The 15710-nt window shown below is 49.8% G+C and carries 17 protein-coding genes; 10 read left to right on the forward strand and 7 right to left on the reverse strand.

Features of this window, described 5'->3' with window-relative positions; genetic code table 11:
* The first annotated feature begins 247 nt into the window (after window positions 1–247).
* Window positions 248–1150 carry a transporter gene (locus LG384_RS21415; protein WP_225761607.1) on the forward strand — a complete coding sequence of 301 codons (903 nt, stop codon included), beginning with the start codon at window positions 248–250 and terminating at the stop codon, window positions 1148–1150.
* Between the two features lie 59 nt (window positions 1151–1209).
* Here the strand turns inward: LG384_RS21415 and bglA are convergent, their stop codons facing one another.
* Window positions 1210–2643: a 6-phospho-beta-glucosidase BglA gene (gene bglA, locus LG384_RS21420; RefSeq protein ID WP_225761479.1), complete on the reverse strand. Its 1434-nt coding sequence runs from the start codon at window positions 2641–2643 to the stop codon at window positions 1210–1212.
* Window positions 2644–2763: 120 nt separating this feature from the next.
* Entirely contained in the window at window positions 2764–3492 is a 729-nt protein-coding gene (locus LG384_RS21425) for a MurR/RpiR family transcriptional regulator (RefSeq protein WP_225761608.1), read from the reverse strand.
* A 51-nt stretch (window positions 3493–3543) separates the two neighbouring features.
* Here LG384_RS21425 and yqfB point away from each other — a divergent pair, with 51 nt between their 5' ends.
* Together yqfB and LG384_RS21435 are read left to right on the forward strand one after the other, a co-directional pair.
* Complete coding sequence (gene yqfB, locus LG384_RS21430; RefSeq protein WP_045447266.1) at window positions 3544–3855, forward strand: N(4)-acetylcytidine aminohydrolase; 312 nt, start codon at window positions 3544–3546, stop codon at window positions 3853–3855.
* 163 nt (window positions 3856–4018) lie between these two features.
* Window positions 4019–4678, forward strand: a complete 660-nt coding sequence (locus LG384_RS21435) for a hemolysin III family protein (protein ID WP_045447262.1) — start codon at window positions 4019–4021, stop codon at window positions 4676–4678.
* A gap of 78 nt (window positions 4679–4756) precedes the next feature.
* Here the strand turns inward: LG384_RS21435 and ygfZ are convergent, their stop codons facing one another.
* Window positions 4757–5737 (reverse strand): tRNA-modifying protein YgfZ, encoded by a 981-nt coding sequence (gene ygfZ / locus LG384_RS21440; RefSeq protein WP_045447259.1) that lies wholly within the window; start codon window positions 5735–5737, stop codon window positions 4757–4759.
* Between the two features lie 256 nt (window positions 5738–5993).
* Here ygfZ and sdhE point away from each other — a divergent pair, with 256 nt between their 5' ends.
* Both sdhE and LG384_RS21450 read left to right on the forward strand, forming a co-directional pair.
* Entirely contained in the window at window positions 5994–6260 is a 267-nt protein-coding gene (sdhE, locus tag LG384_RS21445) for an FAD assembly factor SdhE (protein WP_045447256.1), read from the forward strand.
* Entirely contained in the window at window positions 6241–6648 is a 408-nt protein-coding gene (locus tag LG384_RS21450; RefSeq protein ID WP_045447253.1) for a protein YgfX, read from the forward strand. The genes sdhE and LG384_RS21450 overlap by 20 nt, the downstream gene beginning before the upstream one ends.
* A gap of 45 nt (window positions 6649–6693) precedes the next feature.
* Here the strand turns inward: LG384_RS21450 and fldB are convergent, their stop codons facing one another.
* The gene (gene fldB / locus LG384_RS21455; protein ID WP_045447250.1) at window positions 6694–7215 is read right to left on the reverse strand and encodes a flavodoxin FldB; all 522 of its coding nucleotides are present in this window, start codon (window positions 7213–7215) and stop codon (window positions 6694–6696) included.
* A gap of 113 nt (window positions 7216–7328) precedes the next feature.
* Here fldB and xerD point away from each other — a divergent pair, with 113 nt between their 5' ends.
* The 5 genes from xerD to lysS all read left to right on the forward strand — a co-directional run bounded on the left by xerD (window position 7329) and on the right by lysS (window position 13417).
* Window positions 7329–8225, forward strand: a complete 897-nt coding sequence (gene xerD, locus LG384_RS21460) for a site-specific tyrosine recombinase XerD (RefSeq protein ID WP_045447247.1) — start codon at window positions 7329–7331, stop codon at window positions 8223–8225.
* Window positions 8226–8248: 23 nt separating this feature from the next.
* The gene (dsbC, locus tag LG384_RS21465) at window positions 8249–8962 is read left to right on the forward strand and encodes a bifunctional protein-disulfide isomerase/oxidoreductase DsbC (RefSeq protein WP_045447244.1); all 714 of its coding nucleotides are present in this window, start codon (window positions 8249–8251) and stop codon (window positions 8960–8962) included.
* A 5-nt stretch (window positions 8963–8967) separates the two neighbouring features.
* On the forward strand, window positions 8968–10701 hold the full coding sequence (gene recJ, locus LG384_RS21470; protein WP_200009962.1) for a single-stranded-DNA-specific exonuclease RecJ: 1734 nt from the start codon (window positions 8968–8970) through the stop codon (window positions 10699–10701).
* A gap of 90 nt (window positions 10702–10791) precedes the next feature.
* A protein-coding gene (prfB, locus tag LG384_RS21475) for a peptide chain release factor 2 (protein ID WP_136345251.1) occupies window positions 10792–11890 on the forward strand; the annotation gives its coding sequence in 2 pieces (ribosomal slippage) (window positions 10792–10866 and window positions 10868–11890; 1098 coding nt in all).
* A 9-nt stretch (window positions 11891–11899) separates the two neighbouring features.
* Window positions 11900–13417 (forward strand): lysine--tRNA ligase, encoded by a 1518-nt coding sequence (gene lysS / locus LG384_RS21480; protein ID WP_045447234.1) that lies wholly within the window; start codon window positions 11900–11902, stop codon window positions 13415–13417.
* Window positions 13418–13460: 43 nt separating this feature from the next.
* Here lysS and idi read toward each other — a convergent pair whose 3' ends face one another.
* The 3 genes from idi to uacT all read right to left on the reverse strand — a co-directional run bounded on the left by idi (window position 13461) and on the right by uacT (window position 15707).
* Window positions 13461–14009, reverse strand: a complete 549-nt coding sequence (gene idi / locus LG384_RS21485) for an isopentenyl-diphosphate Delta-isomerase (RefSeq protein ID WP_225761480.1) — start codon at window positions 14007–14009, stop codon at window positions 13461–13463.
* Window positions 14010–14131: 122 nt separating this feature from the next.
* Window positions 14132–14257 carry a protein YqfG gene (gene yqfG, locus LG384_RS21490; RefSeq protein ID WP_136345252.1) on the reverse strand — a complete coding sequence of 42 codons (126 nt, stop codon included), beginning with the start codon at window positions 14255–14257 and terminating at the stop codon, window positions 14132–14134.
* A gap of 1 nt (window position 14258) precedes the next feature.
* Window positions 14259–15707, reverse strand: a complete 1449-nt coding sequence (gene uacT / locus LG384_RS21495; protein WP_045447229.1) for a urate/proton symporter UacT — start codon at window positions 15705–15707, stop codon at window positions 14259–14261.
* Between the last annotated feature and the right edge of the window lie 3 nt (window positions 15708–15710).

Genomic DNA, 15710 nt, shown 5'->3' on the forward strand with positions numbered 1-15710 from the left:
TAGCCCTCTGAGAAAATACCGAATCTGGCGACAGAGATACGGAAGTAAATAAATTCTCTTTCAGCGAAACATATAAACTCTTAAATCGGAATTTGTATCTCAATTTTTCCGCATAATTTCCAGTACATTAAATTCGCTTGGTTTTAAATCCTCTTTGATTTATAGCGTATTAAATTCCATAAGTGATTCAAATGTATTTATTGTGAAGTTATTTCGGTGTTTTTATTTTTCATTTCAGGAAGGAATGATGAAGAGATTAAATTTATTATCATTAATAATATGTTTTGTATCTATGAATTCACTGGGGGCGGAAATAATGGATAAGCCATCACCCCCCAGTAAGTTGTTAGGTGCTCCTGTTAATACAGCAATTTCAGGAGGAGCGTTACTCCCGCAGGGAATGTTACTGACAGCAATAAACAGTTCATTCCGTGATAAGGATGATCAAATAAAAGGCAGTGGAAGCCCTGATATCTACTCACAAATATGGCTACTTAAAATTCGTTACGGTTTTACTGACAGGCTCGAAGGTGTGACTGTTGGGTCTTATATTAACAATCGACGCGACAATATGTCTCCCGAACACATAGAAGGGTTAGGCGATCAGTCAGTTGGTCTGAGTTATGCATTATTGAGCCAGCGGGCGGGGGCGCCATTTTGGCTAACAGTTGGTGGCGCGGTGTTGCTACCGACAGGACAGGATGGAGATAACCATTTACCCGGTAATGGGGCGTGGGGTGCTCGGGCATCAGTTTCTTTAACGACGTTTTTTACCCCGAATATTAAAGGTGATATGGATTTTATATTCCAGGGTCCGTTTGAACGGGGAAATCAGGAGGTTAAACGTGGAAATGAGTTTCAATGGAATACCCAACTCCGCTATATGTGTAGCGAAATGCCGTGGGATATTGGAGTGGAGAGTACATATAGCCATAATGATTCAGGTACCCGGGAACTCTCAACGGGCTATGTGATAAATAATCATTCAGGTACCACCGAGTGGGCTATCGGCCCCTCTTTTAATGTTGCTATTGATTCAATAAATGTATGGCTTGGTTTTGGTTCATTCTTCCCTGTAATGCAAGAAGCCAAATCGGCGACCAAAATGGAAAATGTACGTTGGGAATTTAAAATCGGTAAAACCTGGTGATCTCTTTGTTTACGTACTTACCTGGCATCACGCAGGTAAGTACGTTTTATCCTGTGTGGTTAAAGCTTCTCACCGTTGTTGGCAATTACTTCTTTGTACCAGTTAAAACTCTTCTTGCGCGAACGCGACATGTCGCCGGTACCGTCATCGTGCTTGTTCACGTAGATAAAGCCATAGCGTTTGCTGTATTGGCCGGTCGTGAAAGAGACGCAGTCGATGCAGCCCCACGGCGTGTATCCCATCAGATCCACGCCATCATACGTAACGGCTTTCATCATCTCTTCAACGTGGGCTCGTAGGTAGTCGATACGGTAATCGTCGTTAATGCTGCCGTCTTCTTCTACTTTGTCGTATGCGCCAAAGCCATTTTCTACGATAAACAGGGGTTTTTGATAGCGCTCATATAATTCGCATAAAGCATAGCGCAGACCTACTGGATCAATCTGCCAGCCCCAGTCGGAGGCTTTGACGTGTGGGTTAGGCACGCTGCCTTCGAAACCGGAAATCGCATCTCCGCTGCCGCCTTCCGCTTTCACGGCGTTGGTCATGTAGTAGCTGAAGCCAAGATAATCGCAGGTGCCTTCACGCAGGATCTGCTCATCTCCATCTTCCATTCTGATGGTGAATTCACGACGTTCCCATTCGTTAAGCACATAAGACGGGTAATAGCCGCGAAGTTGAACATCGGTAAAGACATAGCGTTCACGCATTGATTCCTGCGCGAACATCACATCTTCCGGCTTACAGGAGAAAGGATACAGAGGGACCATCGCCAGCATACAACCGACTTTCATTTGTGGATTGATGCGACGCGCTGCTTTCACCGCCAGTGCACTGGCAATAAACTGGTGATGCAGTACCTGGTACATGGTTTCTTCCGGATTTTCATGCTCGGTGTACACCACGCCTGAACAGCAATAGCCGAACAATGGAGCGCGCCAGTTACGCTGGTTGTTTATCTCATTGAAGGTCATCCAGTATTTGACCTTATGCTTATAGCGTTCAAAGACGACTTCAGCAAACCGAACAAAGAAATCGACAACTTTGCGGTTGGTCCAGCTACCGTATTGCTGTACCAGATGTAGCGGCATTTCGAAGTGGGAGAGGGTAATGACTGGCTCGATCTTGTACTTAAGCAGTTCATCGAACATGTCGTCGTAGAACTTCAGTCCTTCTTCGTTCGGTTGGGTTTCGTCGCCTTTCGGGAATATACGGGTCCAGGCTATGGATGTACGAAAGCATTTGAAGCCCATTTCGGCAAACAGCTTAATGTCTTCTTTGTAGTGACCGTAAAAATCGACCGCATCATGATTCGGATAGTATTTGCCTGGTACAACGTCCTGGGTGATTTCGCGCGGAACGCCGTGGGCACCGCCGGTGAGTACGTCACAAATGCTGGGCCCTTTGCCGCCTTTGTTCCAGCCGCCTTCAACCTGATGCGCCGCAACCGCGCCGCCCCATAAAAAATCTTTCGGTAAGGTAAGTTTTTTCATCTGCGCTCAGTCTCAAATTAATACAATCTGATTTTGAGTCTAACAAAGGAAAGATAAATGTCACGATATAACAAAATAGCGCCAATGTGATTTGTTACATCAAAAAAACAGATTGTTTTTTTACACTAATTTTTTCGCCAGTTTTCGTCCGAGTGATTCCAGAATATAAATGACGGGGATTTGTGTAGTAATATCATATACGCCCGCAATTCGGGTCTGCGGGACGTGCCAGGAAAGATTAAAGTCAGCCAGCTTCGCCAGTCGTGAGTGTTCATGGCTGGTGACAGAGAGCACTTTACAGTTGTGCAGGCTGAACTGGCTGGCGAAACGCAGGATCTCTTCTGTTTCACCGGAAACGGAAAGGACGATTGCCAGTGCGTTTCGGGCCATATCATTGGTAACCGGGAAATAAGGATCATCAATATGGTTGCTGAATTTTCCTACATTAGAGAAAAAACGAGCGCCATATTTTGCTAAGGCTCCTGAGGTACCTGCGCCAACAAATATAATACGTTCGGAAGATAATATAATATCGACAGCTTGATTGAGTAGATTATCAAACTCGTCGTTATTCACGCCTTTAAAGAAGCTGATAATTTCGCTGGCACCAAAATTACTCTGTTGTGGTTCATTCTGTTCTAAATATAATTTAAAGCGTACGCGGAACTCCGAGTAACCTTCACACTTCAGTTTGCGACAAAAGCGCAGTACGGTGGTGGTGGAGACTCCAGCAGCGTCGGCCAGTTCGCGGATGGTCATGTACATGACTTTGTCACGGTTCTTGATGACATAGTTGTAGACCAGTATCTCAAGATTGTTGAGACTAGCGATGGCGGCGTGGGAGAACATACTCACAATGGCAAAACTCACTCATCAGACTTCATTTACAGGGATAATAACATGCAGCCAAATGACATCACTTTTTTTCAGCGTTTCCAGGATGACATTCTGGCCGGACGCAAAACAATCACTATACGCGATGAGTCCGAATCACATTTCAAAACGGGCGACATCCTGCGAGTTGGGCGCTTCGAAGATGACGGCTATTTCTGCACTATCGAAGTTGTCGGTACATCGACTATCACACTTGATACGCTGACGGAAAAACATGCCCGGCAGGAAAATATGACGCTTGATGAGCTTAAGCGCGTGATTGCAGAGATCTATCCGCATCAAACGCAATTTTATGTGATTGATTTTAAATGTCTTTGATTGCTTTGGTACGGCTGTTAGCTGAAAAATAAAAACTAATTATATGATTTATATTAATTATTTATTATCTGGTAAATATTTTAGCTAACAGGTGTTCACTGGAACCATTCTCAGTTACGCTAGAGACGCAATCACGAAAGTGTTCGTTTCTCCGGAGTAACTTATGGTTCAGAAACCATTAATCGCGCAGGGATATTCGCTGGCTGAGGAAATAGCCAACAGCATCAGTCACGGTATCGGGCTGGTGTTTGGGATCGTTGGACTGGTGCTGTTGCTGGTTCAGGCGGTGGATACCAATGCCAGCGCTATGGCCATTACCAGCTATAGCCTGTATGGCGGCAGTATGATCCTGCTGTTCCTCGCCTCAACCTTGTATCACGCGGTTCCGCATCAGAGAGCGAAGGTCTGGCTGAAAAAATTCGACCACTGCGCTATTTATCTGCTGATCGCCGGGACCTATACGCCATTTCTGCTGGTGGGCCTGGATTCACCGCTGGCGCGAGGGCTGATGGTTGTTATCTGGAGCCTTGCTCTGCTCGGTATTTTGTTCAAACTGACCATCGCCCACCGGTTTAAGATCCTGTCGCTGGTGACCTACCTGACAATGGGCTGGCTATCACTGATTGTGGTATATCAACTGGCGATAAAACTGGCGGTAGGCGGCGTGACGTTGTTGGCGGTAGGCGGTGTGATTTATTCGTTGGGCGTCATTTTCTACGTCTGCAAACGTATCCCATACAACCATGCTATCTGGCACGGGTTTGTGCTGGGGGGCAGCGTTTGCCACTTCCTGGCAATTTACTTGTACGTGGGGCAGGCTTAATGCCGGATGGCCGCTAACGCCACATCTGGCCTACGGGATAGTAGGCCATAAGTCTGCGTGCCAGCAGGCATTATTCTTTTATTCTTCCAGCGAATACGGCAGCGGTACAATATGCAATGTTTTGGCGTCGTCACGAACGCGGAACACGCTGTCGGCTTCCATGTCGTTATTCATCACAACCTGTACCAACAACTGACCATCTGCCAGTTGCACCGCAGCGAGAACGGTACCCGTACGGCGCCAGTTTTCACCCATTTTTAGTTCCAGGTCTTCACCGGCTTCCGGCACCCGACTGGCGGCGCCTGCCAGCGACCAAAGCGCACGTTTGTTGGCGCCGCGGAATTTAGCACGGGCGACCATCTCCTGGCCGGTATAACAGCCTTTTTTAAAGCTGATCCCACCCAGAGCCTGTAGATTAGTAGCCTGCGGAATAAACTGCCCGCTGTTGACGGAATCAATCACCGCAATTCCTGCTTCGATATCCAGCGCCAGCCACTGTTGACTGTTATTTAACTCTGCTTCGCCGCGAAGTTTCTCGACGAGCATTTCTGCCGTTGCGACATCGACGATCAGCAGGAAACGTTCGGCTGGATGTTCGAACCATAATACCGTGGATGTGCCTTCGGTAATTACCTGTTTATCGCTGCCCGGTAGTTCATTAAAGAGGCCAGTCAGCGCTGCACGTGCCTGGAACCCAGCGACGCCCAGTAGAACGCGCTCGTCGTCAGGGGCAATCACCACTTTGGAGAAAACGGCGTATTTTTTCAGCTCAGTAAGCTGAGTGTCGCGCAGACTGCGGCGTTCAAGCCACGCAAATCCGTCACCGTGACGGAACAAACGTAGGTTGCTCCACATTTTGCCTTTGGCATCACAATGAGCTGCCAGCACATGCTGGTGCTCGGTCAACTGGCTGACATCCGCAGTGACTTGACCCTGAATATACTTCTCACTGTCGGCACCCGTAATGGTGGCGAGAGCCCAGTCATCAAGCGTCATCAGCGTCAGAGGCAAACGAGTTGACGCACAAGGCTGGCGAGGAGGAAAAGATGTAAAAGCCATAATAATGTCCTGATTTGCTTAACGCAGTAATAATGACTAATGGTAAAAGAGCTATAGCCCATTGCAAGCGGTTTAAACACCCTATTTGTGCCATATATTAAGCTTTGCGAAGAGACATCCAAAAATGGTGAACCCTTTAACTTAATGTGGTTTTATTTTGCGTTCGTGCTTCCGATTACTGATATTCCCGCAAAAGAGCGTGAAAAACACGTTACAATAGCCGAGTACTTCGTTTTCGTGAGACAGAGAGAAGAACATGGATATTAACAACAAAGCACGTATTCATTGGGCATGCCGTCGCGGCATGCGTGAGTTGGACATTTCAATTATGCCGTTTTTCGAACACGAGTATGACAACTTGAGTGACGACGAAAAACGGATCTTTATCCGTCTGCTGGAATGTGATGACCCGGATTTATTTAATTGGTTGATGAATCATGGGAAACCGGCTGATCCACAGCTGGAGCAGATGGTACGGCTCATCCAGACACGGAATCGGGAACGTGGTCCAGTGGCAATCTGATTTACGCGTTTCATGGCGCGCACAGTGGCTTTCGTTACTTATTCACGGGCTGGTCGCGGTGCTTATTTTATTGATGCCCTGGCCATTGAGCTACACCCCATTATGGCTGGTGTTGCTCTCTCTTGTAGTGTTCGACAGCGTGCGCAGCCAGCGTCGTATTAACGCCTGTCAGGGAGAGATCAGACTCTTGATGGATGGTCGTCTACGCTGGCAAGGGCAAGAGTGGACTATCGTCAGCGCACCCTGGATGATTAAAACAGGCATGATGTTGCGATTGCGTTCAGAGGCCGGAAAACGTCAGCATCTGTGGCTGGCGGCGGACAGTATGGATGACGCTGAGTGGCGGGATTTACGGCGGTTAATGTTGCAACAGGCGCCGCAGAAATAACACTGACGGTAAGGCTACAGACCTTAACCGTCAGTCAGAAGCAACTCAGGACCAGTGCTCGGCCATTTCTCCGAGAATTTGTTCACACCAGGCCTGGATACGTTCATCGCTGAGATCGTACTGGTTGGTTTCATCCAACGCTAAACCAACAAACAACTGCCCATCGGCAATGACGGGTTTATCGCTGGTGAATTCATAGCCCTCTGTTGGCCAGTAGCCGACAAACTTTACGCCTTTGGTGACGAGTTTATCATGCAGCATACCCAGCGCATCCAGGAACCATTCGCCGTACCCCAGTTGATCTCCCATGCCGTAAAGCGCGACAATTTTGCCTTCCAGGTTGAGGTTATCCAACTGATCCCAGACCGCTTCCCAGTCCTCCTGAATTTCACCGAAATCCCAGGTTGGGATACCCAAAATGAGCACGTCGTACTGCTCCATTAAGGTCGGGGAATCATCCTTGAGGTTGTGTAATGTCACCAGCTCGGGACCAAGGATATCGCGGATTTTTTCTGCTGCCATTTCGGTGTAGCACGTGCTGGAACCGTAAAAAAGACCCATGTTCATTACGTAAACATCTCAATTCTGCTGTAGCGTTGCGGGTAGTGTATCAGAATCGCCGCAATCGCGGCACAATGAGGCATAATGCATCAAAAGTGAGAATGATATAAGGGGCGCGAGTGGAACAAGATCTGGCGCGCATCGAGCAATTTCTTGATGCCCTGTGGCTGGAACGAAATCTGGCGGAGAATACGTTAAGTGCGTATCGTCGCGATCTGACCATGCTTGTCGAATGGCTACACCATCGTGGTGTATCGTTGGCGACAGCGCAAAGTGATGACCTGCAGGCACTGCTGGCCGAGCGGATGGATGGCGGGTATAAAGCCACCAGTTCCGCGCGATTATTGAGTGCAATGCGGCGTTTTTTTCAGCATTTGTACCGCGAAAAATTTCGCGACGATGATCCCAGCGCCTCGCTCGCCTCACCTAAACTGCCGCAGCGTCTGCCGAAAGATCTCAGTGAAGCACAGGTAGAACGGTTGTTGCAGGCTCCGCTGATTGAACAGCCGCTGGAGCTACGTGATAAAGCCATGCTGGAAGTATTGTATGCGACGGGTTTGCGCGTTTCAGAACTGGTGGGGCTGACAATGAGTGATGTTAGCTTACGTCAGGGCGTGGTGCGCGTGATCGGTAAAGGTAACAAAGAGCGGCTCGTACCACTGGGTGAAGAGGCTGTGTACTGGCTGGAAACTTATCTGGAACATGGTCGTCCGTGGTTGCTGAATGGCGTCTCGATTGACGTGTTATTTCCCAGCCAGCGTGCACAACAAATGACCCGTCAGACCTTTTGGCATCGTATTAAACACTATGCTGTGTTAGCGGGGATAGACAGCGAAAAGCTGTCACCACATGTGTTGCGGCATGCTTTTGCTACGCATTTGCTCAACCATGGCGCTGACTTGCGCGTGGTGCAGATGCTGCTTGGGCATAGCGATCTCTCAACCACACAGATTTATACTCATGTCGCAACGGAGCGCTTGCGTCAATTACATCAACAGCATCACCCGCGAGCGTGAGTGCTGACAGGAAAGGATAGGTTATGAAAAAACGTTTTATGATGCTCACCCTGCTGGCTACGGCGTTTTCAGGCATGGTGCATGCAGACGATGCGGCGATTCGCCAGTCATTAACTAAGCTGGGCGTACAAAGCACCGAAATTCAGCCCGCCCCAGTTGCGGGAATGAAAACCGTACTGACCAACAGTGGTGTGCTGTACGTCACTGAAGACGGTAAGCATATTATTCAGGGACCGATGTACGACGTAAGTGGCGCAAGTCCGGTGAACGTCACCAATCAGCTGCTGATGAAACATCTGAACGCGCTGGAAAAAGAGATGATCGTCTATAAAGCGCCGCAGGAAAAACACGTTATCACCATTTTCACCGACATCACCTGCGGCTACTGCCACAAGCTGCATGAAGAGATGAAAGACTACAATGCGCTGGGGATCACCGTGCGCTATCTGGCCTTCCCGCGTCAGGGACTGGAGAGCCAGGCCGAGCAGGACATGAAGTCTATCTGGTGCGCGCAAGACAAAAACAAAGCCTTTGATGATGCTATGGCAGGCAAGAGTGTGAAACCGGCGACCTGCGATGTGGATATTGCTAACCATTACGCGCTGGGCGTGCAGTTTGGCGTGAGTGGAACTCCGGCGATTGTCCTGAGCAACGGCTATGTTGTTCCAGGCTACCAGGGACCAAAAGAGATGAAAGCGTTCCTGGATGCGCACCAAAAACAGACCAGCGGTAAATAATTCGCGTGAAACAACAGATACAACTTCGTCGACGTGAAGCCGACGAGACAGCCGAACTGCCTGCAGAATTACCGCCTTTGCTACGTCGTTTGTACGCCAGTCGTGGTGTACGCAGTGCCCAGGAGCTTGAGCGTAGCGTGAAAGGGATGTTGCCGTGGCAGCATTTGAACGGCGTCGAAAAAGCGGTTGAGATCCTCTATAACGCATTTCGCGAGGGAACTCGCATTATTGTAGTGGGGGATTTCGACGCTGATGGCGCGACCAGTACGGCGCTGAGCATCCTGGCTATGCGTGCGTTGGGCTGTAGCAACATTGACTACCTGGTGCCCAACCGCTTTGAAGACGGTTATGGTTTAAGCCCGGAAGTGGTGGATCAGGCTCATGCCCGGGGCGCACAACTGATTGTGACTGTCGACAATGGCATCTCCTCCCACGCTGGTGTTGAACATGCCAGAACGTTGAAGATACCGGTGGTGGTGACCGATCACCACCTGCCTGGAGATACCCTGCCGGATGCAGAAGCCATCATCAACCCTAACCTGCACGACTGTGAATTCCCGTCGAAATCGCTGGCGGGTGTTGGTGTTGCCTTTTACCTGATGCTGGCACTGCGCACCTTCCTGCGTGATAAAGGTTGGTTTGATGAACGCGGTATCGCACCACCAAACCTGGCGGATTTGCTTGATCTGGTGGCATTAGGCACGGTTGCCGACGTTGTGCCGTTGGACGCGAATAACCGCATCCTGACGTGGCAAGGGTTAAGCCGTATTCGCGCAGGAAAATGTCGTCCTGGTATTAAGGCGCTGCTTGAGATTTCGAACCGCGATCCGCAAAAGCTGGCCGCCAGCGATTTAGGTTTTGCGCTGGGTCCACGCCTGAATGCGGCTGGTCGGTTGGATGATATGTCCGTCGGTGTTGCACTATTGCTGTGCGATAACATTGGCGAGGCGCGAGTGCTTGCCAATGAACTGGATGCACTCAACCAGACGCGCAAAGAAATTGAGCAGGGTATGCAGACGGAAGCGCTGACGTTGTGCGAGAAGCTTGAGCGTAGTCGTGAGGCGTTGCCCGGTGGATTGGCAATGTATCATCCTGAGTGGCATCAGGGGGTGGTAGGGATTCTGGCATCGCGCATAAAAGAGCGTTTTCATCGTCCGGTAATCGCCTTTGCTCCTGCCGGTGACGGCACGCTTAAAGGTTCTGGTCGGTCAATTCAGGGACTGCACATGCGTGATGCGCTGGAGCGGCTGGATACTCTCTATCCGGGCATGATCCTTAAGTTTGGCGGCCACGCTATGGCGGCTGGTTTATCGCTGGAGGAAGCACAGTTTGAACGTTTCCAGCAGCGCTTTGGTGAGCTGGTGACTGAATGGCTCGACCCAGCTTTACTGCAGGGGGAAGTCGTGTCGGATGGCCCGTTGAGTGCAGCGGAAATGACCATGGAGGTCGCGCAAATGTTGCGTGATGCCGGACCGTGGGGACAAATGTTCCCGGAGCCGCTGTTTGACGGGCGTTTTCGCTTGCTTCAGCAACGCCTGGTCGGCGAGCGTCATTTGAAGGTGATGGTGGAACCCGTTGACGGAGGGCCACTGCTCGACGGTATTGCGTTTAATGTTGATACCAGTTGCTGGCCGGACAACGGCGTTCGTGAAGTTACGCTTGCCTATAAGCTGGATATCAACGAGTTTCGCGGTAACCGAAGCCTGCAAATCATCATCGATAATATCTGGCCAATTTAGCGTCATCTTCTCTATAAAAAAGAGCGTGGATTGGGTACAATCCCGCTCTTATCACCGCATTTTGACTAGTCCAATAAAAGAAATCAGACCATGTTTGAAATTAATCCGGTAAATAACCGCATTCAGGACCTCACGGAGCGCTCTGACGTTCTTAGGGGGTATCTTTGACTATGATGCCAAGAAAGAGCGTCTGGAAGAAGTAAACGCCGAGCTGGAACAGCCAGATGTCTGGAATGAACCAGATCGCGCTCAGGCGCTGGGCAAAGAACGTTCCTCCCTTGAGGCCATTGTCGACACGCTCGACCAGATGAGCCAGGGCCTGGAAGATGTTTCCGGCCTGCTGGAGCTGGCTGTAGAAGCCGACGACGAAGAAACCTTTAACGAAGCCGTTGCTGAACTCGATACGCTGGAAGATAAACTGGCGCAGCTGGAATTCCGCCGCATGTTCTCCGGCGAATACGACAGTGCCGACTGCTATCTCGATATTCAGGCTGGCTCTGGTGGTACTGAAGCCCAGGACTGGGCAAGCATGCTGATGCGTATGTATCTGCGTTGGGCTGAAGCACGCGGCTTTAAAACAGAAATTATTGAAGAATCTGAAGGTGAAGTGGCGGGTATTAAATCCGTGACCATCAGAATTGCTGGCGATTACGCTTACGGCTGGCTGCGTACTGAAACCGGTGTGCATCGTCTGGTACGTAAAAGTCCGTTCGATTCCGGCGGTCGCCGCCATACGTCGTTTAGCTCTGCATTTGTATATCCGGAAGTCGACGATGATATCGATATCGACATCAATCCGGCGGATCTGCGTATTGACGTGTATCGTGCCTCCGGTGCGGGCGGCCAGCACGTTAACCGTACGGAATCTGCGGTGCGAATCACCCATATCCCTACCGGGATAGTGACGCAGTGCCAGAACGACCGTTCCCAGCACAAGAACAAAGACCAGGCCATGAAGCAAATGAAAGCAAAGCTTTATGAACTGGAAATGCAGAAGAAGAATGCCGAGAAACAGGCGATGGAAGACACCAAGTCCGATATCGGCTGGGGTAGCCAGATTCGTTCTTATGTCCTTGATGACTCCCGCATCAAAGACCTGCGTACCGGGGTTGAAACCCGTAACACGCAGGCGGTGCTGGATGGCAGCCTGGATCAATTTATCGAAGCAAGTTTGAAAGCAGGGTTATGAGGAACCAAAATGTCTGAACAACACGCACAGGGCGCTGACGCGGTAGCCGACCTTAACAATGAACTGAAAACGCGCCGTGAGAAGCTGGCCAACCTGCGCGAGCAGGGGATCCCGTTCCCGAACGATTTCCGTCGCGATCATACCTCAGACCAACTGCACGCTGACTTCGACGCGAAAGAAAACGAAGAGCTGGAAGCGCTGAACATCGAGGTATCTGTTGCTGGTCGTATGATGACCCGCCGCATTATGGGTAAAGCATCCTTTGTTACGCTGCAGGACGTTGGTGGGCGTATTCAGCTGTACGTTGCACGCGACGATCTTCCGGAAGGCGTCTACAATGAGCAGTTCAAAAAGTGGGATCTGGGCGACATCCTCGGTGCTAAAGGTAAGTTGTTCAAGACTAAAACTGGTGAACTGTCTATTCATTGCACCGAACTGCGTTTGCTGACCAAAGCTCTGCGTCCGCTGCCGGATAAATTCCACGGCTTGCAGGATCAGGAAGCGCGTTATCGTCAGCGTTACCTGGATCTCATCTCCAACGATGAATCCCGCAATACTTTTAAAGTGCGTTCACAGATCATGGCGGGCATTCGTCAGTTCATGGTTGGTCGCGGCTTTATGGAAGTTGAAACTCCGATGATGCAGGTGATCCCAGGCGGTGCCGCAGCGCGTCCGTTCATCACCCATCATAATGCGCTTGATCTGGACATGTACCTGCGTATTGCGCCGGAACTGTACCTCAAGCGTCTGGTGGTTGGCGGCTTTGAGCGTGTGTTCGAAATTAACCGTAACTTCCGTAACGAAGGGATCTCCGTTCGCCATAACCCAGAGTTCACCATGATGGAACTCTACATGGCTTATGCGGACTATAAAGATCTGATCGAACTGACCGAGTCTCTGTTCCGTACGTTGGCACAGGACGTTCTGGGTACGACTGAAGTGCCTTACGGCGATGAAGTTTTCGACTTTGGTAAACCATTCGAAAAACTGACCATGCGCGAAGCGATTCAGAAATACCGCCCGGAAACCAATATGGCGGATCTGGACAACTTCGACTCAGCTAAAGCTATTGCTGAATCTATCGGTATCAAGGTTGAGAAGAGCTGGGGCCTGGGTCGTATCGTAACGGAGATCTTTGAAGAAGTTGCGGAAGCGCATCTGATTCAACCGACCTTCATTACTGAGTATCCGGCAGAAGTGTCTCCGCTGGCGCGTCGTAACGACGAAAACCCGGAAATCACTGACCGCTTCGAATTCTTCATTGGTGGACGTGAAATCGGTAACGGCTTCAGCGAGCTGAATGATGCAGAAGATCAGGCGCAGCGTTTCCAGGATCAGGTTAACGCCAAAGATGCTGGTGATGACGAAGCGATGTTCTACGATGAAGACTACGTAACCGCTCTGGAACACGGTCTGCCGCCGACAGCTGGCCTGGGCATTGGTATTGACCGTATGGTTATGCTGTTTACTAACAGCCACACCATTCGCGACGTGATCCTGTTCCCGGCTATGCGTCCGGTAAAATAAGCATTACGCGAAAGCACGCAACCCCGGCATTTGTCGGGGTTTTTTACTTTTGCTGCGCGAAAGAAGACAACATATTTCTCGCTTCGCTATTCGTCGCCTGCATTACCATCCACGGACTGAACGCCCATGGCGTAGCATCAATTCCACGCAAAACACACGATAAATTGCACCATTGATAATCCATCACTTCATCACTGTTTGGCAGCAATTCACTGGTAATTCGTGCGGCAAAAACCGGGCACACTTCGTTTTCGACGATGCCATTCGGGTCGGTGGCGCGGTATTGGAAATCAGGATAGATTGACTCGGGGGGCGTTATTTCCACACCCAGCTCAAAGCGACAACGACGGATCACCGCCTCCTCATTACTTTCTCCCTGCTGTGGGTGACCGCAAACCGAGTTGGTCCACACGCCGGGCCACGCTTTTTTACTCAATGCGCGGCGGGTTACTAATAGTTGGCCTTCACGGTTAAAAAGCCAGCATGAAAATGCCAGATGTAATGGGGTATCAGCCGTGTGCGCGGTATATTTTTCCAGCGTACCCGAGGGAATTCCCTTTACATTCAGCAAAATGACATGTTCCGTTTGCATGATTTCTCACATTTAATTCTAGTCACTCGTCATTATAGATAACAGAAGAGTGAAATGATTAACCATGTGAGTGTTTATCGGCATCCGACGGTAGCAATGCGGATGCCGACAAGGAAAGGTAATTAAAAAAGCAGCATCATATATTTGAAACGGCTTTCAATGGCCATTGCAACGCAGTCAGAAATGACAGGAATAGAAATCAGAAAGAGCAACAGCAGACTGAATATTGCGCGTATTAAAAGATTCATATCATTCTCCATGCTCATTTTTCTTTAGCTTGCGCATCAGAAGCCACATACGGACTGTTCTGACTTTCAAATTTTTATCAGTAACAGATTCCTTAACCAGATCGGCATGATGCTGGTAGCCATTAAAGAAGACGTTCAGTACAACGGCGCTAAAGGTTGCCAACATAATGCCGCTATGTAGTAAGGGCTGCAGTACGGCCGGCAGCTTAGAAAAGAAGTCATGAGAAAGTGTCGGGGTCATACCCACGCCAAGACTGATTGCGACGATATACAAGTTGTAACGGTTGGTGGTGTAGTTACAACGCGACAGAATACGAATCCCGGTTGCAAGCACCATGCCGAACATCACCAGCCCCGCGCCGCCAAGAACGAATTGCGGAATAGAAGCCACCAGCACCGCCATTTTTGGCACCATGCCGAATAACATCAAAATGATGCCAGAAGCAATGCACACCCAGCGGCTATGAACGCGCGTTACGCTGACCAAACCGACGTTTTGCGAAAATGAAGTATGCGGAAAGCTGTTAAACGTACCTCCAATCATTGTCCCGACGCCATCTACGCGCAGCCCGCGAATAATATCTTGTGAAGAGAGTTTTCGACCGACGATTTCCCCCAGGGCCAGGAACATCCCCATAGACTCAATAAACACGATGATTAACACAGCGGTCATGGTCAGAATAGAGACGGGATCGAACACCGGTATGCCAAACGACATTGGCGTGACAATCGCGAACCACGACGCATCATATAATCCGGACAGATTAACTTCGTTCATCATCCACGACAGGAAAAAACCAAATACAATCCCCAGTAATACGGCGACGTTGGACATAAATCCTTTCGCATAGCGAGTGATGAGCAAGATGAAAATTAAAACGGCGAAGGAGATCCCCAAATAGACGGGATTACCATATTGCGGATTACCTTTACCGCCTGCGGCCCAGTCAATGCCAACCTGAATGATACTAAGACCGATAGAGGTAATTACCACACCAGTAACCAGCGGTGGGAACAATGGCATTAAGCGGCCGATGAGCGGTGCTAATAATGTGGTGATAAAACCCGCTGCGATGGTCGCGCCAAAAATCCCCAGCAGACCAATATCTGGGTTCATCCCGATGGCAATCATCGGTGTCACGGCAGCGAAGGTCACCGACATAATGACGGGCAGGCGAATGCCCATAAAACGACCGATGCCGATACATTGCAACAACGTGACGATACCGCAGCAAAAGAGATCGGAGCTTATGAGCATTGCGATAGCCTCTTTGGAGAGGCCAAGCCTGTCGCCAATCATCAGCGGTACAGCGACCGCACCTGCATACATAACAAGCACGTGTTGCAGACCGAGTATGATCAGCTTTCCTGGTGATAATATGCGGTCAACTTCATCAGTGGGGCGCTCTAGCCCTGAAGATGAGGGAGGTTGAGAATCTATGGCGCTCATGCG

The organism is Citrobacter sp. Marseille-Q3906 (assembly GCF_916618775.1).
GTDB lineage: Bacteria > Pseudomonadota > Gammaproteobacteria > Enterobacterales > Enterobacteriaceae > Citrobacter > Citrobacter murliniae.